This window comes from Rhizorhabdus sp. (genome assembly GCF_018006725.1).
Taxonomy (GTDB): Bacteria; Pseudomonadota; Alphaproteobacteria; order Sphingomonadales; family Sphingomonadaceae; genus Rhizorhabdus.
In genome coordinates this window covers 1-18,834 of sequence record NZ_JAGMXV010000083.1, presented here as the reverse complement: position 1 = coordinate 18,834, position 18,834 = coordinate 1, and the positions used below count along the sequence as shown (strand labels likewise).

Annotated in this window: 21 protein-coding genes; 14 read left to right on the top strand and 7 right to left on the bottom strand. The window is 65.5% G+C overall.

Annotated features, from left to right (window positions below):
- The first annotated feature begins 90 nt into the window (after positions 1-90).
- The 7 genes from KAY22_RS13070 to KAY22_RS13040 are packed head-to-tail and all read left to right on the top strand — an operon-like array spanning position 91 to position 5,845.
- A complete protein-coding gene (locus tag KAY22_RS13070) occupies positions 91-1,248 on the top strand; it encodes an acetyl-CoA acetyltransferase (RefSeq protein ID WP_296623894.1) in 1,158 nt (385 codons plus the stop codon).
- Between the two features lies 1 nt (position 1,249).
- A complete protein-coding gene (locus KAY22_RS13065; protein ID WP_296623893.1) occupies positions 1,250-1,669 on the top strand; it encodes a Zn-ribbon domain-containing OB-fold protein in 420 nt (139 codons plus the stop codon).
- A 3-nt stretch (positions 1,670-1,672) separates the two neighbouring features.
- On the top strand, positions 1,673-3,076 hold the full coding sequence (locus tag KAY22_RS13060; RefSeq protein WP_296623892.1) for an AMP-binding protein: 1,404 nt from the start codon (positions 1,673-1,675) through the stop codon (positions 3,074-3,076).
- Positions 3,077-3,086: 10 nt separating this feature from the next.
- The gene (locus KAY22_RS13055) at positions 3,087-3,254 is read left to right on the top strand and encodes a hypothetical protein (RefSeq protein WP_296623891.1); all 168 of its coding nucleotides are present in this window, start codon (positions 3,087-3,089) and stop codon (positions 3,252-3,254) included.
- A complete protein-coding gene (locus KAY22_RS13050; protein ID WP_296623890.1) occupies positions 3,251-4,021 on the top strand; it encodes an SDR family oxidoreductase in 771 nt (256 codons plus the stop codon). The genes KAY22_RS13055 and KAY22_RS13050 overlap by 4 nt, the downstream gene beginning before the upstream one ends.
- Before the next feature lie 19 nt (positions 4,022-4,040).
- Positions 4,041-4,823, top strand: a complete 783-nt coding sequence (locus tag KAY22_RS13045) for an SDR family oxidoreductase (RefSeq protein ID WP_296623889.1) — start codon at positions 4,041-4,043, stop codon at positions 4,821-4,823.
- A gap of 20 nt (positions 4,824-4,843) precedes the next feature.
- Complete coding sequence (locus KAY22_RS13040; RefSeq protein WP_296623888.1) at positions 4,844-5,845, top strand: Rieske 2Fe-2S domain-containing protein; 1,002 nt, start codon at positions 4,844-4,846, stop codon at positions 5,843-5,845.
- Between the two features lie 59 nt (positions 5,846-5,904).
- On the opposite strand, the gene KAY22_RS13035 is transcribed toward KAY22_RS13040, so the two are convergent.
- Genes KAY22_RS13035 through KAY22_RS13020 form a run of 4 tightly spaced genes read right to left on the bottom strand, consistent with a single transcriptional unit; the run spans position 5,905 to position 8,511 of the window.
- On the bottom strand, positions 5,905-6,357 hold the full coding sequence (locus tag KAY22_RS13035; protein WP_296623887.1) for a DUF2442 domain-containing protein: 453 nt from the start codon (positions 6,355-6,357) through the stop codon (positions 5,905-5,907).
- Positions 6,350-6,589, bottom strand: coding sequence for a DUF4160 domain-containing protein (locus KAY22_RS13030; RefSeq protein ID WP_296623886.1), 240 nt, complete (start codon positions 6,587-6,589; stop codon positions 6,350-6,352). The genes KAY22_RS13035 and KAY22_RS13030 overlap by 8 nt, the downstream gene beginning before the upstream one ends.
- Positions 6,590-6,619: 30 nt before the next feature.
- Positions 6,620-7,345 carry an SDR family NAD(P)-dependent oxidoreductase gene (locus KAY22_RS13025; RefSeq protein ID WP_296623885.1) on the bottom strand — a complete coding sequence of 242 codons (726 nt, stop codon included), beginning with the start codon at positions 7,343-7,345 and terminating at the stop codon, positions 6,620-6,622.
- 35 nt (positions 7,346-7,380) lie between these two features.
- On the bottom strand, positions 7,381-8,511 hold the full coding sequence (locus KAY22_RS13020; RefSeq protein ID WP_296623884.1) for an LLM class flavin-dependent oxidoreductase: 1,131 nt from the start codon (positions 8,509-8,511) through the stop codon (positions 7,381-7,383).
- Positions 8,512-8,834: 323 nt separating this feature from the next.
- Between KAY22_RS13020 and ribB the strand changes: the two genes are divergently transcribed.
- From ribB to KAY22_RS13005, 3 genes are all read left to right on the top strand, one after another.
- Entirely contained in the window at positions 8,835-9,977 is a 1,143-nt protein-coding gene (ribB, locus tag KAY22_RS13015; RefSeq protein ID WP_296623883.1) for a 3,4-dihydroxy-2-butanone-4-phosphate synthase, read from the top strand.
- An 88-nt stretch (positions 9,978-10,065) separates the two neighbouring features.
- Positions 10,066-11,802 (top strand): amidohydrolase family protein, encoded by a 1,737-nt coding sequence (locus KAY22_RS13010; protein ID WP_296623882.1) that lies wholly within the window; start codon positions 10,066-10,068, stop codon positions 11,800-11,802.
- A gap of 23 nt (positions 11,803-11,825) precedes the next feature.
- Positions 11,826-12,695: a hypothetical protein gene (locus tag KAY22_RS13005; protein WP_296623881.1), complete on the top strand. Its 870-nt coding sequence runs from the start codon at positions 11,826-11,828 to the stop codon at positions 12,693-12,695.
- Positions 12,696-12,755: 60 nt separating this feature from the next.
- Here KAY22_RS13005 and KAY22_RS13000 read toward each other — a convergent pair whose 3' ends face one another.
- The gene (locus tag KAY22_RS13000) at positions 12,756-13,673 is read right to left on the bottom strand and encodes a dihydrodipicolinate synthase family protein (RefSeq protein ID WP_296623880.1); all 918 of its coding nucleotides are present in this window, start codon (positions 13,671-13,673) and stop codon (positions 12,756-12,758) included.
- A 134-nt stretch (positions 13,674-13,807) separates the two neighbouring features.
- Between KAY22_RS13000 and KAY22_RS12995 the strand changes: the two genes are divergently transcribed.
- On the top strand, positions 13,808-14,584 hold the full coding sequence (locus KAY22_RS12995; RefSeq protein ID WP_296623879.1) for an FCD domain-containing protein: 777 nt from the start codon (positions 13,808-13,810) through the stop codon (positions 14,582-14,584).
- A 23-nt stretch (positions 14,585-14,607) separates the two neighbouring features.
- Here KAY22_RS12995 and KAY22_RS12990 read toward each other — a convergent pair whose 3' ends face one another.
- Entirely contained in the window at positions 14,608-15,189 is a 582-nt protein-coding gene (locus KAY22_RS12990; protein ID WP_296623878.1) for a nitroreductase, read from the bottom strand.
- A gap of 275 nt (positions 15,190-15,464) precedes the next feature.
- Between KAY22_RS12990 and KAY22_RS12985 the strand changes: the two genes are divergently transcribed.
- Both KAY22_RS12985 and KAY22_RS12980 read left to right on the top strand, forming a co-directional pair.
- Positions 15,465-15,770: a hypothetical protein gene (locus tag KAY22_RS12985; protein WP_296623877.1), complete on the top strand. Its 306-nt coding sequence runs from the start codon at positions 15,465-15,467 to the stop codon at positions 15,768-15,770.
- A 4-nt stretch (positions 15,771-15,774) separates the two neighbouring features.
- Positions 15,775-16,797, top strand: coding sequence for a LysR family transcriptional regulator (locus KAY22_RS12980; RefSeq protein ID WP_296623876.1), 1,023 nt, complete (start codon positions 15,775-15,777; stop codon positions 16,795-16,797).
- Positions 16,798-16,803: 6 nt separating this feature from the next.
- On the opposite strand, the gene KAY22_RS12975 is transcribed toward KAY22_RS12980, so the two are convergent.
- A complete protein-coding gene (locus KAY22_RS12975; RefSeq protein ID WP_296623875.1) occupies positions 16,804-17,391 on the bottom strand; it encodes a TetR/AcrR family transcriptional regulator in 588 nt (195 codons plus the stop codon).
- Between the two features lie 66 nt (positions 17,392-17,457).
- Here KAY22_RS12975 and KAY22_RS12970 point away from each other — a divergent pair, with 66 nt between their 5' ends.
- Complete coding sequence (locus tag KAY22_RS12970; RefSeq protein ID WP_296623874.1) at positions 17,458-18,714, top strand: cytochrome P450; 1,257 nt, start codon at positions 17,458-17,460, stop codon at positions 18,712-18,714.
- Positions 18,715-18,834: the final 120 nt, after the last annotated feature.

Here is an 18,834-nt window from a genome sequence, read left to right as displayed (position 1 = left end):
TGCGACGACCGAGCCCGATGCCACCGAGGGCCTCATCGCCTTCAAGGAAAAGCGCGCGCCGCGGTTCGGCGCGCCCAAGGAAAGCTGACCATGTACAAGCTGCGCGACAAATATGCGATCGCCGGTATCGGCAACACCGACTACAGCAAATTCTCAGGACGCACCGTGCGCAGCCTCGCCACCGAGGCTTGCCTGAAGGCGATCGAGGATGCCGGCCTGACCGTCGGCGACATCGACGGCATCGTCAGCTTCAACTTCAACGACAGCGCCCCCGCCATCGGAGTCGCGACCGAGATGGGCATCGTCAACGCCGGCTATGCCGTCGACTATGCCGCAGGTGGCAATGGCGCCAATCTCATCACCCTCGCGGCGACCGCCGCGATCGAGGCAGGGCTCGCCAAGAACGTCGTCTGCTTCCGCGCGATGAATGGTCGCTCGGGCTTCCGGCTCGGCGGCGGACGCGACATGTCGGCTTATGGCGTGACCCAATATACCGCGCCGCTGGGATGGATCACCTATCCGCAGGCGATGGCGATGTGGGCGCGCCGGCACATGATCGACTACGGCACCACCGAGGAGCATTGGGCGGAGATCGCGACGACCTTCCGCGCCAACGCCCTGCTCAACGAGCGGGCGATGCAGCGCACGCCGATGACCAAGGACGATTATTTCAACTCGCGCATGATCGTCGATCCCTTCCGCATGAACGATATCTGCCTCGAAAGCGACGGCGCCTGCGCGGTGGTGATCACCTCGGCGGAACATGCGCGGGATCTGCCGCAGAAGCCCGTCTACATCATGGGCGGCGCCTATGGCGGCGGGCCGAGCCAGGGCGACGACCTGTTCGATGCGATCCGCTGGCCGAGCCACTCGCACAACTGCTTCAAATATCTCGCCGACGATCTGTGGGGCAGCGCCGGCATCGGCCCGAAGGACGTCGACGTCGCGGAGATCTATGACTGTTTCACCTACAGCGTGCTCATGGCGCTCGAAGGGCTCGGCTTCTGCAAGGAAGGTGAGGGGGGCCCCTTCGTCATGGGCGGGCGCATCGCCCGCGATGGCGAACTGCCGGTCAACACCCATGGAGGGCTTCTCTCCGAGGCCTATATCCACGGCTTCAACCATGTGATCGAGGCGGTCGAGCAGCTGCGCGGCACCGCCGGCGAACGCCAGATCGAAGGAGCGGAGATCGCCCTGACCACCGCAGGCGCGATGACCTGCGGCAGCGCCATGATCCTGAGGAACTGACATGTCCGACACCGCCTATGCCAAGCCCCTGCCGGTTCCCGATCCCGAAAGCACGCCCTTCTGGGACGGGATGCGCGAGGGGCGGCTGATGCTCCAGCGCTGCGCTTCGACCGGCGAGCATCTGTTCCCGCCCGTCACCTTCTGCCCGGGCTCGCTCGAGCGTCCCGAATGGGTAGAGGTGAGCGGCAAGGGCAAGGTCTTCAGCTGGATCGTCGTGCGCCATCCGGTCCCGCGCGACATCTATGCCGACGAGGTTCCCTATATCGTGGCGCTCGTCACCCTCGACGAGGGGTGCCGCATGACCGGCAACATCGTCGGCGTTGCGCCCGAAGACATGCGCGCCGACATGCCGGTGCAGATCGTCTTCAACCGTGCGACGGCGGAGATCACGCTGCCGGCCTTCCGTCCCGTCGAGGGCTGAACCATGGCATCGCCTGCCATCGCCGATCCCTTCGCCGCGTCCCCGCTGCTCAAGCGCTTCGTGGGCATGTCCCGCGAGGAGCTGGAAGCCTTTCAGCTGCGCAAGGTCCAGGCGCTCTGCGAAAGGCTGCATGCGAAGAGCGATTTCTACCGCGCGAAGATGAGCGAGGGCGGGATCATCGACGGCCGGATTTCCAGCCTCGAGCATTTCCGCAAGGCCTTCCCGACCTCGGCCAAGGCTGATTTCCTCAAGGACCAGCAGGCAGCACCGCCGTTCGGCACGCGCCTCGGCGTGGACCGCGACGAGGTCGTGCATATCAGCATGACCAGTGGAACGTCGGGCCAGGGCCAGGAGATTTATGGCCGGACCCAGCGCGACGTCCACATCCTGGGCTACCTCCATGCGCTGCCCTGGTTCATGGCGGGGCTGCGCAAGGGCGATACCGCCCTCAACTGCGTCCCGGCCGGCGGCATGACGACGGGTGGCTGGGGGCCGGGCGAGGCGCTGCGGATCGTCGGCGCGACCGGCTTCCACGTCGGCGGCAACCTGTCGACCGATGCCAAGATCGACCTGATGCTGAAGCTGGGCGGGGTCCACTTCATTTATGCGTCGACCAACTATCTCCACACGCTGACCGAGGCGCTGGTCGCGCGCGGGATCGTGCCGCGTGAGGCCTTTCCCGACATGCACGGCCTGTTCATTGCGGCCGAGGGCTACCCCACCGAATGGGCCGCGAAGATCGAGGACTATTGGGGCTGCCGGTTGCAGGAGGGCTATGGCAGCACCCAACTCAACGGCTTCGGCGGCTCGACCTGTTCGGCCGGGGTAGTCGATGGCAAGGGCGCGCGCGGGCTGATCCGCCTGTTCGAATGGGAGCATCTGATCGAGATCGTCGATCCGACGACCGGAGAGCTAGTGGCGCCGGGCGAGCAGGGCGAGATGGTCGTGACCAATTTGTCGGTCGAGGGCAGCCCGACGGTTCGCTTCCGCACCGGCGACGCGGCGCGCTTCGTGCCATGGCAGGAAGCCGGTGGCGGTGCCTGGAACGCGATCGAGTGCGGTACGATCGGCCGCTTCGACGACATGATGAAGATCCGCGGCAATAATGTCTGGCCGTCGATGATCGATGCCGCCGTCTTCGCCCACCCGCAGGTCGGCGAATATAAGGGCCGGGTCTACACCCGCGACGGCAAGACCGAGATCGAAGTGAAGATCGCCGTAGCCGAGCATCATGCCGGTTTGTCGGCCGACGAACGCAGCCGGCTGGTCCAGTCGGTCCGCGCTGCGATCAAGGAACGCAGCAACGTCTGGATGGACGTGTGCGAAGTCCCGCGCTCGGAGTTTCAGGGCTTCGCCTACAAGGCGCGCCGCTGGAGCGACGAGCGGCAGGACGGTTACCGGCTCTAGGAGAGACAAGATGGCGCCTGCGATGGACGAGGACGCGCTGCTGGCAGAGATGCTGGTGCTGGCCGAACGGCTGACGACGACCGATGACGCCCTGATGGCAGGCCAATATGCCTATCTGCGCGCCCGCATCGCCGCGCTGGTCGAGCTGCGCGGCGGTGAAGCGGACCGGGCGGCGTGAAGGGGGTCGAGCGCTTTGCCCTGACCGGTCAGGTTGCGCTGGTCACCGGCGGCGGGGGCGGGCTTGGCGCGGCCGGCGCGCTGGCGCTCGCGGAGGCCGGGGCCGACATCGCGCTCGTCGCCCGCAATCGCGCCAAGCTGGAAGCCGCTGCCAAGGCGGTGGAAGCGACCGGCCGGCGTGCGGTTGTCGTCGAAGCCGACGTGTCGGATCCCGCGGCGATGGTCGAGGCAGCGTCGCAGGTCGTGCGCGCGATGGGGCGCGTCGACATCCTGTTCAACAATGCCGGCATCACCAATCCCCAATCGCTGCTCGACATCGCACCTGAGGATTTCGCGCGCGTGCTGGAGGTGAACGTCACGGGCGCCTTCCACACGATCCGGGCGGTCGCGCCGGCGATGATCGAGCGCGGCTATGGCCGGATCATCAACATGGGCTCGATCCTGTCGGGACGCGGCATGGCCAATCGCGGCGCCTATTGCGCATCGAAGGCGGGCCTCGCCAATCTCGGTGCGGCCTGTGCGTTCGAGTTCGGCGGCGCTGGCGTCACCGTCAACACGCTCGGTGCGACCGTGATCGTGACCGATCTGAACCGCGAACTCGTCCGCACCCAGCCCCAGCTTTACGCGCGCGTCGTCGACCGCACCCCGCTCGGCCGGTTGGGCGAGATCGAGGACTTGATGGGCGCGCTGCTGTTCCTCGCTTCGCCCGCGTCCGGCTTCGTGACCGGCCAGACCCTGTTCGTGGACGGCGGCTACACCGCCGGATGACCCTGGAGACTATTCGCTGATGTCGACCCCGCTGAAGACACTTTTCGATCTGACCGGACGGACCGCCCTCGTGACCGGCGGCTCGCGCGGGCTGGGGCTGACCATGGCGGAGGCGCTGGGCGAATTCGGTGCGAAGGTCATCCTCACCGCGCGCAAGCAGGACGAGCTCGACGCGGCCGTGGCGCATCTCGCCGGGCTGGGGATCGAGGCGATCGCGATCGCGGCGGACATGGGCAAGCCCGACGAGCCGGCGCGGGTCGTCGAGGCGATCCAGGCCGCCGGCCAGTCGGTCGACATCCTCGTCAACAATGCCGGCACCTCCTGGGGGTCGAAGACCGAGGAGATGCCGCTCGACGGCTGGAACAAGCTGCTCGCGGTCAACCTGACGGGGCCGTTTCTGCTCGCCCAGGCGGTCGGCCGCGCTTTCATGCTGCCGAACTGCTGGGGCCGGATCATCAACATCGCGTCGGTCGAGGGGCTGCTGGGCCACCATCCGCGCATGATCGGCACCATCGCCTATAATGCGAGCAAGGGCGGGCTGATCAATTTTACCCGGGCGCTGGCCGCCGAATGGGGCGCGCAGGGCATCTGCGTCAACGCCATCGCTCCCGGCTATTTCCCGTCGAAGCTGACCGGCTATGTGCTCGACAAGCATGGCGAGGAGCTGCGGGGCGACACGCCACGCGGTCAACTCGGCTGCGACGACGATCTCAAGGGGGCGACCCTGCTGCTCGCGTCCAATGCCGGCGCGCACATCACGGGACAGACCGTCGTGGTCGACGGCGGCGCCTCGATCATCTGATAAAGAGGAGGGATGTTGTCATGAATGCACCCAGTCGCTTCGGCACCCGCTACCCGTTCCATCCCTATCCGACCGGATGGTTCGTGGTCGGCTTCACCGAGGATCTGTCGCCCAAGGATGTCCGGCCGCTGCGCTATTTCGGCAAGGACCTCGTCCTGTTCCGCACAGAGAGCGGCGAGACCGTCGTGACCGATGCGCATTGCCCGCATCTCGGTGCGCATCTGGGTTATGACAGCTGGGTCGAGGGCGAGACGATCGTCTGCCCGTTCCACCAGTGGCGCTACGACACCAGCGGCAAGTGCGTCCACGTGCCCCACGCCAAGGCCGTCCCCCCGCGCGCCCAGGTGCGCAAATGGCCGACCGCCGAACGTGGCGGGATGATCTTTATCTGGCATGATCTCGACGGTCGTCCGCCGATGTACGAACTGCCCGAATATGACGAGAGCCGGAAGATCGCAGGCGCGGGCTTCCACCGCCTCCATGACGATTTTGGCTCGGCCCATCCGCAGGACGTGTTCGAAAATGGCGTCGATTTCGCGCATTTCCCCGGGGTCCATGGCACAGGCAAGGCCATCTCCGACGGCGAGATCAAGACCGAGGGTTTCCGCTTCTACAGCCCCGTCCGGATCCTGCCTGCAGGCTATGAAGGCCCGGCCGACAAGTCGATCGGCTCGACAGTCGAGTCCGAAGTCCTCGGCGGCGGCCTGTCGCGGGTCGAGAGCCGCACGCCCCACGCGCCGGGCATCGTCACCATCTATTATGTCTCGGTGACTCCGGTGGACGAGAATCTCAGCCATTATTATGTCCACCAGTTCTTCCTGAAGGACGATAACTGCGCGCTGGCGCCCGAGCAGATCGAGGCCTTCACGAAGCTCGCGGCCGAACATGGCCTCAAGGAACAATATAGCGACGGCAAGATCTGGCCCTACAAGGCCTATGTCGAGCAGCCGATGCTGTCGTCGGCGGATGGCCCGATCCTGAAATATCGCGACTGGTACAAGCAGTTCCACCCGGCGGTGTGAACGAGCATCATCCGCAGGCATCGAATGGCCGCCGGGCATCACCCCGGCGGCCTCGAGCATCAACGGCCCGAACTTTTCCGGGGGCGGCCCCCTTTTGTGCCATTTTCGCGGGCTGCTGCGGCTTTCGCTGCCGACGTCGCCTGACCGGCTCTGCGCGCCATATAGGATTTGGTGCCAAAGAGGCCGGCCAGCAGGCCGGGGATCGACAGGTCGACGTCCAGGCTCTCCCAGTGCAGACCATAGCCATTGCCGAGAAGCTCCACCTCGGCGAGCGCATCGTCGCTCGCCTCTTCCAAGCCTTGGGCAAGGCGCGGGGGGAAGGTGAAGGAGCAGCCATTGGTGAGGTCAACCAGCATTCGTCCCCGCCGACGATCATAGCGCGCGCGAACGGCTCTGGGCTCTATTCGTGCGGCAATACGTCCGCGTTCTTCCGCTGCCGCGAGTTCTAGGTCACTGGGTCCGAAGCTCTCGGCCCGGGCCATGCCGGGATCGATCCTGTCGGGATTAACCATGGATTTCTCTCCAACGTGACAGAAAAAAGGTCTGCTGCTCGACCACAATCTGCAGCGCGCGGCGGACGTCGCCGCGCTTCATGGCGTCGATGGTCACAATTTCCGGTCCGCCATCAGTCCCGAGCAGGTTGATCTTGGCATGCCCATCGCCAATGACATGGACATGGGCCGGCACATGATCATCTGCGAAGATGATGAAACGCAGGCCATGAGCACGATAGACAGTGACCATGACGGAAAATAACCCATCACGATGGGTTTTTCAATGAAGAGAAATCTCGTCCAGCACGGCATCGAATCGCGCGCGTGCGCGATCGGCGTAGGCGGGGTGGGTGAGGATCTTCGCGGTGTCGGCGAGCGCCCCGGCAAAGGCCATATCGGCCAGCTCTTCGGGATCCATTGAGTCCGCCGGCCGCGCGCGGTTGGGGTCGGTCGAGGCGAAGATCGCGGTGGCGACGGCGCCGGGCATCAGCAGCGACGCTCCGACCTGCGTCTGCTCCAGTTCCTCGCGAAGGGCCTCGACCATCGGCCACAGAGCGTGCTTGGTCGCGCAATAGGCGGCGAGGCCGGGCGCGGTGACCATCGATCCGGTCGATCCGGTCACGATTACCTGCGCCGGCAAGCCGTGGGCGATCATCGCGGGTACGAAAGCCTGAAGCGTGTTGACCACGCCGAACAGGTTGACCGAAATCAGCGCCTGCCAATCCTGCAAGGGGAGGTCGAGGACCGCGCCCTTGCGGAGCAGGCCCGCATTGGCGAACAGCAAGGCGACCGGCGGCATGGCGCCGACCGCCTTGGCGAGATCGACCATGTCGTCCGGATTGCTGACGTCGGCGATCCGCAGTTCGTGCGCTGCCCCCATCGAATCAAGGTGCGCGCGCAGGGCATCGAGACCCGCCGCATCGCGGTCGCAGCCGGCGACTGCCATGCCCAGGCGTGCCGCCTTGAGCGCGAGCGCGCGACCGATGCCGGACGCGACCCCGGTCACGACCGCGGTCCGTCCGGCAGGGTCGATCGGCTTTCTCACCGGAAATGGGGTATCACATGCGTGCCGATCTTGCGCAGCGTTTCGAGCTGCGCCCACTGTGGCACCGTGCCCATATTGGTCATGAACAATATCTCGTCGGCGCCGGCTGCCGCGAGCTGCTCGACATAGTCGATGCAGTCCTCGACCGAGCCATAGGCGTTGCGCGCGCTGAGGATGCCCGAGCTGGGGCGTCGGCCGTTTTCGTCGGGACGGAGGTCCATCGAGATGGTCTCGGACGCGAGCTTCGTGGTGATGATGGTGTCGGTGCCTTCCTCGACCAGCTCTTCACCCCAGGTCTCGGGCTCCGGACGCGGGCCGCCGCCATACCAGTAATTCAGCGACTCGTAGAAATAGCGCTGGCCGCGAATGCCGATCTTGCGCGCCTGTGCAGCGTCGTCGAGCACGATGGTCGGGCACAGCGCCGCGAGGTGCTGGATCGGGCGGAAGCCGACCTGATCGGCCGCGTCGCGGCTCTCCCACGCATCCCGATAGAGCTTGTTCTTCTTCGCGACTTCCTCGGGGCCGCCGAAGCCCAGCACCAGCGCGCCCAGGCCGCGCTGCCCGGCGCGCACAAGCGTGTCGGGATTGGTGCACGCCAGATACATCGGCGGGTGCGGATCCTGATAGGGTTTGGGGTGGATCGGGCGTGCCGGGATCTGGATGTGCGGGCCGTTATGCTCGATCTCGTCCTGCACGAACATCTTCGGGATCAGGTACATCGCCTCGTCGATCAGCGGCTGCAGTTCGCGCAGGTCATAGCCATAGGCACCCGCTTCCTGCTGGCTGCCGCCCTTGCCGACACCGAAATGGACGCGGCCCTTGGACAGCAGATCGAGCGTCGCCACGCGTTCGGCGACCTTGATCGGGTGGTTCATGGCGGGCATCAGGCAGACGACGCCATGGCCTATGCCGATACGCGACGTCCGGCCGGCGATATAGGCCAGGAAGGTCTCGGGCGCGCTCATATGCGCATAATGGGTCAGCGACGTGTGCTCCACGCTCCAGACAACGTCGAAGCCGAGCTGTTCGGCCAGCAGCGCCTGTTCGACGAGTTCGTCGAATACCTGCCGTTCGCCGCGCGGCGACGCATCGGCAATCTGGGCCTCGAATATCAGGGAAAAACGCATCGCTCTCTCTCGGCTTCACATGGTCTCGAACTGAATCCGAAACTCGGTCGAGCGAGCGTTCGATTCAAATGCCGATTGGTGGCGGTACCCATAGCGGGCCGGCATCGTTCCCGGCCCCACGACTGCCGACAGGGCATCGCACGGCGGCGCGGCCCGATGCTGCGCGGCGAACAGGGCGATAGCCCAACGGCAATGGCTGCCCCCATGGGCCGCCGATAGACGGGGGCTATCGTCGGCAAGCAGGCCGGCTTCCCGGACAATCCTCTGCGAGCGCCACCTTTAGCCCGCGAGAAGGATGCCGGGCAGAGGAGTGGATCCTTCCGATGGCGTCTTCGTCCCCGCTTCCCCATGGCTTCCTGTCCTCGCCCGAAGAGATTATCGACGCCGCGCGTAACGGCCGGATGTTCATCCTTGTCGACGACGAAGACCGCGAGAATGAAGGCGACCTGATCATCCCCGCGCAGATGGCGTCGCCCGACGCGATCAACTTCATGGCCAAGCATGGCCGTGGCCTGATCTGCCTGGCGATGACGCGTCAGCGGGCCGACGATCTGGGGCTGGAGCCCATGTCGCGGCAGAACGGCACGCGCCACGAGACCGCCTTCACCGTCTCGATCGAGGCGCGCGACGGCGTCACGACGGGGATCAGCGCCTATGATCGGGCGCGGACCATATCGGTCGCGATCGACGCGTCGCGGTCACGCGACGAGATCGTCACCCCAGGCCATGTCTTTCCGCTGGTTGCGAGGGAAGGGGGCGTGCTGGTCCGCGCCGGTCATACCGAGGCTGCGGTCGATGTGGCGCGCCTGGCGGGCCTCAACCCGTCGGGCGTGATCTGTGAGATCCTCAATCCCGACGGATCGATGGCGCGCCTGCCCGATCTGATCCCCTTCGCGCGCGAGCATGGGCTGAAGATCGGGACCATCCGGGACCTGATCGCCTATCGCCGCCGTCACGACCATCTCGTCGAGATGCGCGAGGAGATGCGCTTCGTCAGCACATGGGGCGGCGAATGGCGGATACAGAGCTACCGCAACAAGGTCGGGGGCGCCGAGGTGGTCGCGCTCGTAAAGGGGCGGATCGATCCCGATGACCCCGTTCTCGTCCGGATGCACGTCCATTTCCCTCTGGCCGATCTGTTCGCCGAAGAGGGCGATCGCTCGGGCGTGCTGCGCGAGGCGATGGAGGCGATCGCGGCCGAGGGCAGCGGCGTCGTCGTCATCCTCAACTCCCCTGCGCCGGACCTCGTCGCCTGCATCATCCGCGCCCGGCGCGAGCGGCGCGAAGAGAGCAGCGGGCGGACCATGGCGCTGCGCGAATATGGGATCGGGGCGCAGGTGCTGACCGACCTCGGCATCCACCGGATCATCCTGCTCAGCAATAGCGATGCGAGCTTCGTCGGGCTCGATGGCTACGGAATCGAGATCGTGGCGCACCGCGCTCTGGGCGAGCCGTCGGGCGGCTGATCCGGCCTGTCCGAACAGCAACCCTGTTAAGCTTGCAATCTTATACAGTTTATGAACTAGTCGGTGCTATCAGGAGGTTAGGAGAGCCATGACCAACATTCTCATCCGGGGCGGCACCGTTGTCGACGGAACCGGCGCACCGGCGTATCAGGCCGACGTCCGCATCAGCGGCAAGACCATCAGCGAGATCGGTCAGAATCTGAAGCCAGCGGCCGGGGACAAAGTCGTCGACGCCAGCGACTGCATCGTGTCGCCGGGGTTCATCGAACCGCACACCCACATGGATGCCGTGATGTGGTGGCAGCCGAGCCTCGATCCGCTGCCCGGTTACGGCGTGACCACGGTTGTGATCGGCAATTGCGGATTCACCGCGGCGCCGGTCCACGAGGAGCGTGAGGTGCAGCGCGAGATGGTGAAGATCTTCACCTTCTTCGAGGAAGTGCCGGAGCAGCCTTTCTTCGACCTGCTGCCGTGGGATTGGCGGACCTGGTCCGAATATAGCGCGTCGATCGCCAAGAACTGCCCGACGGCGGCGAATATTGCGGGCTATGCCGGCCATATCGCGATCCGTCTCGCCGCGATGGGCATGGACGCCTGGACACGCGCCGCGACGCCCGAGGAAATCCGCAAGATGTGCGCGCTTCTCGAAGACGCGATCGATGCGGGCGCGCTGGGCATGTCGTCCAACCTGATGGACCATGACAGCCAGGACCGCGCCGTGCCGAGCCTCGTCGCCGACGACGCCGAATGGTCGGCCCTGATCGGCGTACTGGCGAGCCGCCCGGGAACCCAGCTGCAGGTCATCCTCGACACCTTCTTCCGTCTGAAGGCGCCAGAACAGATGGAACGGCTCGGCAATCTGTGCCGTGGACGCGGCGTCCGCGTGCAGATGGCGGGTGCGGGCGGTCTGCTGCGTTTCCAGGATTCGATCCGCGACCGCATGTGGGAAATCACGGCGAAGCAGAAGGAAGAGGGTCTCGATTTCTGGCCGAGCTTCGCCCATGTCCCGCCGACGACCGCGCTCAATTTCTTCAGCACCTCGTCCTTCGCCCAGGCCAATGAATATGTCTGGCACGAAGTGGTGCAGGCCGAGACGGTCGAGGCAAAGCTGGCGCTGCTCAACGACCCCGATTTCCGCGCGCGGGCCCGTGACAGCTGGGACAATAAGGCGTTCAAACAATCGCTCGTCGCCAATCCGCACATGATGCTGCTGCTCGATTCCGAGACCGGCGCCGGGCCGCTGGGCCTGAGCCTCAAGGAACTGGCCGAGCAGCGCGGCGTCCATCCGTCGGACGCGCTGGCCGACTGGGTCATCGCCAATGGGCTCAACTCGATCGTCAACCGCATGCCGCACCCTATGGCGCACGAGCAGACGCTGCAGATGCTCAAGGACGACAAGACCGTCGCGAACATCTCGGACGCGGGCGCGCACGGGCAGATGCTGTGCGGCGGCGGCGAGAACATCCTGCTGCTGACCCAGTTCATGCGCCAGCAGGAACTGACGCTCGAAGAGGCGATCCATGTCCAGACGGGCAAGCAGGCCGGCCATTTCAATTTCGCCGATCGCGGCGTGCTGAAGCCCGGCTATCGGGCAGACGTCACCGTGTTCAAGCTCGACGAGATCGAGGCCCGTCCGCTCAAGCGCGTCTTCGACGTGCCCGATGGCAAGGGCGGCATGACCTGGCGCTTCACCCGCGACGCGGCACCGATGCGCCTCACGCTGGTGAACGGTGTGCCTACCTTCGAAAATGGCGCGTTCACCGGTGCCCTGCCGGGTGAGATGGTGGGCCCGCAGATCCGCAAGGTCGAGGAAGTGGCGGCCTGACGGCCCGAACGAGGAGGAAGAGGATGAAGGAAGACGATCTTCCCTATCTGCAGCGCGGTCGCCAGAAGGTCGAAACGACCAGCAGCGCGCTCATCAGTTCGTCCAAATATCTGAGCGACTACCGCATCCGCGAATGGGTCGTGACCCAGAGCCTGCGCAAAAATGGCCGCGATTATCCGCCAACCTTCGGCATTCCGATGCTGATCGAGGCGGTACGCGAAGTGCAGGATCACGAGCGGATCGAGGAACTGTTCAACGAAGCGCGCAAGGACTGGCCCGAGTTCGACAAATGGCTCGACGAGCGCTGGCTGTCGGGTCTGCGCCGGGACGACATGAAGTCCTGTCCGGAAGGGTCGATCGGCGGCATCTGGTACAAGCAGCTGGTCGGCGCGCAGATGGAGGTCGACATCATTCCGAGCTTCGAGCCGCGCTCGAGCTTCGAATATTTCTTCCTGCGCGGCGTGCAGATCCACGACTTCATGCACATCCTCAGCGGGGGAGGCTTCGACGGCCTGGGTGAGATCATCCCAGCCTTCCTGAAATACGGGAATCTCTTCCGCTATTTCAACGCGGAGCTTGCCGGTCTGCTGAACGTCCAGAACACGCTGCTGACCATCCCGATGTTCATGCGCGGGCCGCTCCATTATCCGGCGCTGTTCCCGAAGATGTGGGATCTCGCCCATTATGCGCTGAAGGTCGGCGAACAGTCCGACCCGCTGTTCCTGCCGCGCTACGAGGACTGGCTCGATCTTCCGCTGGAGGAGGCGCGCCGCAAGTTCGGCGTGCGCGGCGCGCGGACGATCGACACGTCGCGCGAGTCCGATTTCTTCAACGAGTTCACAACCAGCTATGACCCGGACCCGCCCGAACGCGACGCGATCGCGGCCGAGTGAGATCGGGATAGCAAGTCGATCGAAAATGCAGGCCCCCCGCTTCGGCAGGGGGCCTTTTTCTTACCAGCTTTCGATCTTCGCCAGGCCGATTTCCTCGACCACCGCCAGCGCGCGCTGCAGTGCTTCGGGCTCCGAGGGGAGGCGCGGCGGGCGCGGATAGCCGCCGGCCATTCCGAAATGCTCGAGCACCGCCTTGGTGACGCGGATGCCGCCATTGCCGTAGAGTGCCAGGAACAGGCGCATCAGCTTGCCCCAGCGGTCGAGGAAGGCGACATTGTCCCCGTTGCGGGCGGCCGCGATCACGCTGGCGCAGAGGCGCGGCGCGAGATTGCCTTCCGATGTAAGAAAGCCATGTGCGCCGAAAGCAAAGGCAAGCGGGGCATTGTGCGGTCCGCCGACGAAGATGTCGATCCGGTCGCCCAGCGCATCGGCCAGCGTGCGCAGATAATTGGGGTCCTGATGGCTGATGTTCAGGCCGATCAGCTGCGAGTGGCGCTCGAACAGCGCGATGATGACCGGCGCCGGAATGACATAGCCGACCGACTGGTGTGTGGAGAGAACGGAAGGGATGTCGCTGTTCGACAGGACCTCGTCGAAATAGCGGTCGAGTTCTGCGGGCGTCGGCACATGGCCGTGGCCCACGTCGAGCGAATAGACCTGGGCCGCATCCACCCCGGCGCGCTTGGCCTTGTCGAGGAAGGCGATCATCTGGCGGGCCGTGCGCGGCTCGACCCCCATGGCGCGGATCGGCGAGCGGCCCTTCAGCTCGTCGCTGGCGATGGCGAGCAGGCGTTCGGTTTCCTCGTCCGACAGGGTATAGCCTTCACCACTGCCGCCGCCGCCGACATAGACCCCGACGCCCGCATCGCTGAGCTTGCGAAGGTGGCGGCGAAAAGCGGGCTCGTCGATTGCGCCATCGGCCGTGAAGGGCGTGATGCTGATCGTAAAGGTCTGATAGCGGGCCAGATCGGCGCCCATCCTGTCTCTCCTGTTATTTGTGACGGTTATACGGGTTGTTGTTGCAAAGATTGGAACGAAACCTATTGCTGATCTCCATAGGGAGAGCCCTCCGCGCGGAGCGCGCGGACCATTTGGAGGCACCGGACCTGACTATGACCGAAGGCGGCAAGAAGCGGCTGCGTCAGCCGCGTCTCGCGGAAATCGTCGCATCCTCGCTGCGCTCGCGCATCCTGTCCGGCGCCCTTGGCGACGGTGATCTCTTGCCGAAGCAGGACGAATTGCTGGCCGAGTTCGGTGTCAGTCCGCCCTGCATCCGCGAGGCCTTTCGCATTCTCGAAACCGAGGGGCTGATCACGGTCATCCGCGGCAATGTCGGCGGCGCGGTGATCCATGTGCCGAAGCCTTCGACCGCCGCCTATATGCTGGGTCTGGTCCTGCAGGCCCGCAAGGTGCCGCTGATCGACCTGGTCGACGCTATGCGTCTGCTCGAACCGGCCTGCGCGGCGCAGGCCGCGCGGCGCACCGATCGCGCGACGACGGTCCTTCCCAAGCTGCGCGCCAATATCGACGCGAGTCTCGCAGCGGTCGACGATCCCAGCACCTTCATCGGGCTCGCCCGCGCCTTCCACACCGAACTTGTGTCGGGCTGCGGCAATGAGACGATGAGCCTTGTCGTGGGTGCGCTCGAAAAGCTGTGGTCCGCGCAGGTCGACGAACTCGCGCTCAACAAGTCGGTCCACGGCACCTTCGCGGACCGGTCGGTGCGCCTCTCGCTCGCACAGGAGCATGAGCGCATCTACCGTGCGATCGCCGAGGGTGATCCGCTGACCGCCGAGCGTGCGATCCGGGAGCATTATACGGGCGGTGGCGAGCGTCGGCACGGCTTCGACACCGACATCACCGTGATCGCGGAATCGCTGAAGCCCTGATCGTTTGCCCCCCGGGGCCATAGTCAGAGGTCCAGGTCGGTCACGGCTTCGGCCACCGACACGCGCGGGCGCGGTCCGGCGGGTTCGGCGACGCTGCCGATCAGGATGACGCCTGCGACCTTTTCGCCATCGGCCAGGCCGAGCAGAGCGGTGGCATCCGCGTCATAGGCATGCCAGCCAGTCAGCCATTGCGCGCCATAGCCGAGGGCATGGGCCCCGTTGACCAGATTCATGCAGACGGCGCCGGCCGACAGCCATTGCTCCCATTCGGGCACCTTGTGGCCGGGCGTCGCCTTCGACACGACCACGACGGCCAGCGGCGCCGATGCCAGCTTGCGCGTGCTGACGCGCGTCTTGGCGGCGTCCTCGCGCTTTTCGACGAGTTCCATCAGCCGCTCGACCCAGCGGGTCTTGCTCGCGCCGGCGATGCGGATGAGGCGCCATGGTGCAAGCCGACCGTGATCGGGAACGCGCAGCGCTATCTCGAGCAGTCGTGCGCTTTCTTCGGCGTCGGGGCCGGGGGCTACGAGCGAGTCGGGAAGCGGGGAGCGGCGGGTGGCGAGCATTTCGCTCGCGTCACGCGCGGCGGCGATGGCGTTGGCCATGGTGGTTTCTCCTCTCTGGCGAATCTCTGTACTATCTATCTTTATAAGTAAAGAAGCATGGACAAGCCTGCTGTCGGTCAGCGGGGCCTTGCACCCGCTTGGCGCATGCCTGCCAATGTTGACTCCAAAGACCGGCTGTGCCTATCCTATATAAGATAACGATATTGTCGCTGGTATCAGCAATTTGGCCGGGACGGCTCTGGAAGGTCCGTCACGGCGCAAGTCCCGAACTGCCGAGGTGCAGAGGCAGGCGGGGCAGACGTTGGAGGGGATTGATGGAGGGATCGATTCTGCGTTTCGCCGATGTCCGTCTTGGACAGCCGGTACCGCTGGTAGAATGCGATGGTTCGGCCGGATCGCTCGGCGAGCGAGTGTGCGACATGGTCCGGTCCTGGTCGGGCGCCGCCTCGGCGCTGCTCGTCTCCCTGCAGGAGGAGTGCGTGGAGACCGCTGGCGAGCCCCTGGCCGCATCAGTGGTCGGACGCCATCTCGGCGGCAGCAATCGCGCCGATGTCGAGGTGCTCGTGCGGTCGAGCGAAATCGCCCGCACCCGCGCCGTCGTTCGTGTCACGCTGGCCTGATCCGATGTACAAGGATCACGAAGCCGACACGGCGCCCGTCTCCCGTGCGCCGTCCGCTCCGGGGAACAGCTCCTCGCTCCAGCCGACGATCTCCAGCGGTGTCGCGACGCTGCGCACCTTGCGGATCGCCAAGCATTTTCCCTTCTTTCTTGCGGTTGCCGAGGAGCAGAACCTCCATCGCGCGGCCGAACGGCTGAACATCGCGCAGTCCGCACTTTCGCGACGGATCGCCGATCTCGAGCGTGAGCTGGGAGGCGTGGCCCTGTTCGAGCGGCAGGCGCGTGGCGTCGCCATCACGCAGGCGGGCCGCGAACTCGCCAAGGACGTGCGCCGTATCCTGATGTCGATCGAGGAGGCGGGCCGCCATGTGAAGAGCGTCGCGCTGGGCGACCGCGGCACGATCCGCGTTTCCTTTTCGGAAGCGATGCTGCGTCGGCCGATCCTGCCGCTGGTGTTGCGCGATTTCCGCAAGCTCTATCCCGAGGTGGATTTGCGCGCGTTCCCGCTGCCGTCGGACGCGCAGCGGTCCCGGCTGGCCGCCGGAGAGATCGACGTTGCTTTCGTCATCGACGAGAGCAGCGACCGCGACCAGTTTCATTCGGTGGCTATGGGCGAGGACAAGTTCGTGCTGGCGCTGCCGGACGATCATCCGCTTGCCGCTCAGCCGCATGTCCGGCTGCGCGACATCGCGGGGGAACCGTTGCTCTGGCCGGCGCGCCATGTCTCGCCCCGCCTGTTCGACCGGATGATTTCTGCCTTCGACGCGCAGGGCGTCTCGCCCAACATCGCGGTCGAGGTGATGGCAGTCGATATCGCCTATGAACTGGCGGCGGCGCGGATCGGCCTGGGCGTGGTCACCGCAGCGCGGCCGGACCGCACCCCGCCGGGAATCGTGTTGCGCGACATCGTCGATCTCGATCTGCCGCTACCCTTGTCGATGCTCTGGTCGTCAGCCAATGGGTCCGCGCTCGTCGGCAATTTCGTCGAACTGGTGCGCGAACGCCTCGCGGAGCCGGTGGAGGTCTGACGTCGGTCAGGCGGCCAGAACGGCGCGCAATATCGGTCGCATCCGGTCGACCTCGGCAGCGTCGGGACTGCGCCGCGCCAGTTGTCCGACGATCGCCAGCGCCGCCTCGATATGGGTTCTCGCCCGTTCGGTTTCGATCGACGGGCGCGCCCCGCGCAACAGGGCACCCAGCCGGTCTACCAGCGCCCGGCGGACCTGTTCGAGCTGGGATCGGTCGGCATCATCCATGTCGATTATGCTCGCTTGCAGCAGACCGATCACGGCCCCTTCGCGCAGCGCGCGGTCGACGAGGACGTCGGCGATCAGGTCGATCGTCACCGCTTCCTCGTCCGCTGCCGATTCGATCGCGTCGATGGCGTCCACGGCGGCGGCTTCGAGCAATGCGACCAATATCTCGGTCTTGCGGCTGAAATAGCGGTAGATTGCGGGGCCGCTGATGCCGGAGGCGAGGGCGATCGCGTCGATGCTCGCGGCAGCATAGCCATGCTTCTGGAACATCTCCGACGCCGCCGACAGGATCAGCGAGCGTCGCGCCTCTCGCGTCATGCGCGTCCGTCGGGGCGCGGGGCCTGGCTGCTTGTCGTCATCGGTCATCAAGACCCCCTAGCGGAGCCGCTCCGAAAACGCTAGTTAGCGGGCGTTCACTAAGAGGATGCACCGATGACCGATACCCGCCCGCTGGCCGATCCGGCGCTGTTCGATCCCGATCGCTTCGCGAGCCACGGCTATCCGCACGACATCTGGACCGAGATGCGACGCAACCGCCCGATCGCCTGGCATGAGGACGGCATCCGCCAGCCTTTCTGGGCGCTCGCGCGCTATGACGACATCACCGCGATCGGGAAGGACAGCGACAATTTCATCAGCAGCCCGGGTGTGACGATCCTGCGCAAGGACCAGGAGGTCGAGGGCGGCGGCTCGCGCGTTCCGCTGATGCTGACCATGGACCCGCCCGAGCATCACAAATATCGCATGATCCTGCGTGAACGGTTCAAGCCCAGCGTGATGCGCGCGCTCGAAGCGCATATCATCGAGCGCTGCAGCGAGATCGCAAACGACGTCGCCGCAGCCCGCCTGGCCGCCGCGACCAACGGCGAACAGGTCATCGATTTCGTCGACGCCATCGCCATGCGCCTGCCGCTCGACGTCATCCTCGAGCTGCTCGGCGTGCCGGCCGACGATCGCGACCAGATGTACGAATGGAGCAACGCGGTCATCGGCAGCGAAGACCCCGAATATGGCGATGTCGACCTGCCCCGTGAGGCCATAGCCGCCGCCCAGCAGGCGATGTTCGGCTATTTCGCCCGCTTCATCGCCCAGCGGCGTGTCGCACCGCGCGAGGATCTCGTCAGCCTGCTGGTCGAGGCGCGCATCGACGGGACGCCGCTGACCGACATGGAGATATTGGGCTTCTGCTTCCTGCTTGCGATTGCGGGCAATGAGACGACGCGCAACGCGACCAGCGGCGCAATGCTGGCGCTGATCGAGCATCCCGAGGCGCGCCGTCAACTGACCGCCGATCCGTCGATGATGGTCCCTGCCGTCGAGGAACTGCTCCGCTGGGTGACCCCGATCATCTATATGGCGCGGACCGCGACGCGCGACATAGACATCGCCGGACAGACCGTTCGCGAAGGCGAGAAGGTGGTCATGTTCTATCCGTCCGCCAACCGTGACGACAGCGTGTTCGACCGCCCCTTCGATCTCGATTTCACGCGCAAGCCCAACCGCCACCTGACCTTCGGCTTCGGACGGCACAGCTGCCTGGGCAACGACCTTGCCCGGATCGAGCTGAGGGCGGTGCTGACCGAAATCCTCGCGCGTTTCCCGCAGCTCGATCTCGCCGGTCCGGTCAGCCGGTTACGGTCCAATTTCGTTGGCGGGATCAAACGGATGCCGGTCAGGATCGAGCCCTGATCGGCGGCGGGCGGGCAGCGATCTCGCGATAGCAAGGATCGGAGCAGCGTCCTCACTGGACATGCTCCGACCCGCTGGCGACACTCGCGGCAACCAGAAAAGACAGGAGAGGGACTGTCC

Coding starts and splice junctions, on each gene's coding strand:
- KAY22_RS13070 (WP_296623894.1), top strand. CDS start 91: ATGTACAAGCTGCGCGACAAATATGCGATCGCCGGTATCGGCAACACC.
- KAY22_RS13065 (WP_296623893.1), top strand. CDS start 1,250: ATGTCCGACACCGCCTATGCCAAGCCCCTGCCGGTTCCCGATCCCGAA.
- KAY22_RS13060 (WP_296623892.1), top strand. CDS start 1,673: ATGGCATCGCCTGCCATCGCCGATCCCTTCGCCGCGTCCCCGCTGCTC.
- KAY22_RS13055 (WP_296623891.1), top strand. CDS start 3,087: ATGGCGCCTGCGATGGACGAGGACGCGCTGCTGGCAGAGATGCTGGTG.
- KAY22_RS13045 (WP_296623889.1), top strand. CDS start 4,041: ATGTCGACCCCGCTGAAGACACTTTTCGATCTGACCGGACGGACCGCC.
- KAY22_RS13040 (WP_296623888.1), top strand. CDS start 4,844: ATGAATGCACCCAGTCGCTTCGGCACCCGCTACCCGTTCCATCCCTAT.
- KAY22_RS13035 (WP_296623887.1), bottom strand. CDS start 6,357: ATGGTTAATCCCGACAGGATCGATCCCGGCATGGCCCGGGCCGAGAGC.
- KAY22_RS13030 (WP_296623886.1), bottom strand. CDS start 6,589: ATGGTCACTGTCTATCGTGCTCATGGCCTGCGTTTCATCATCTTCGCA.
- KAY22_RS13020 (WP_296623884.1), bottom strand. CDS start 8,511: ATGCGTTTTTCCCTGATATTCGAGGCCCAGATTGCCGATGCGTCGCCG.
- ribB (WP_296623883.1), top strand. CDS start 8,835: ATGGCGTCTTCGTCCCCGCTTCCCCATGGCTTCCTGTCCTCGCCCGAA.
- KAY22_RS13010 (WP_296623882.1), top strand. CDS start 10,066: ATGACCAACATTCTCATCCGGGGCGGCACCGTTGTCGACGGAACCGGC.
- KAY22_RS13005 (WP_296623881.1), top strand. CDS start 11,826: ATGAAGGAAGACGATCTTCCCTATCTGCAGCGCGGTCGCCAGAAGGTC.
- KAY22_RS13000 (WP_296623880.1), bottom strand. CDS start 13,673: ATGGGCGCCGATCTGGCCCGCTATCAGACCTTTACGATCAGCATCACG.
- KAY22_RS12995 (WP_296623879.1), top strand. CDS start 13,808: ATGACCGAAGGCGGCAAGAAGCGGCTGCGTCAGCCGCGTCTCGCGGAA.
- KAY22_RS12990 (WP_296623878.1), bottom strand. CDS start 15,189: ATGGCCAACGCCATCGCCGCCGCGCGTGACGCGAGCGAAATGCTCGCC.
- KAY22_RS12985 (WP_296623877.1), top strand. CDS start 15,465: ATGGAGGGATCGATTCTGCGTTTCGCCGATGTCCGTCTTGGACAGCCG.
- KAY22_RS12980 (WP_296623876.1), top strand. CDS start 15,775: ATGTACAAGGATCACGAAGCCGACACGGCGCCCGTCTCCCGTGCGCCG.
- KAY22_RS12975 (WP_296623875.1), bottom strand. CDS start 17,391: ATGACCGATGACGACAAGCAGCCAGGCCCCGCGCCCCGACGGACGCGC.
- KAY22_RS12970 (WP_296623874.1), top strand. CDS start 17,458: ATGACCGATACCCGCCCGCTGGCCGATCCGGCGCTGTTCGATCCCGAT.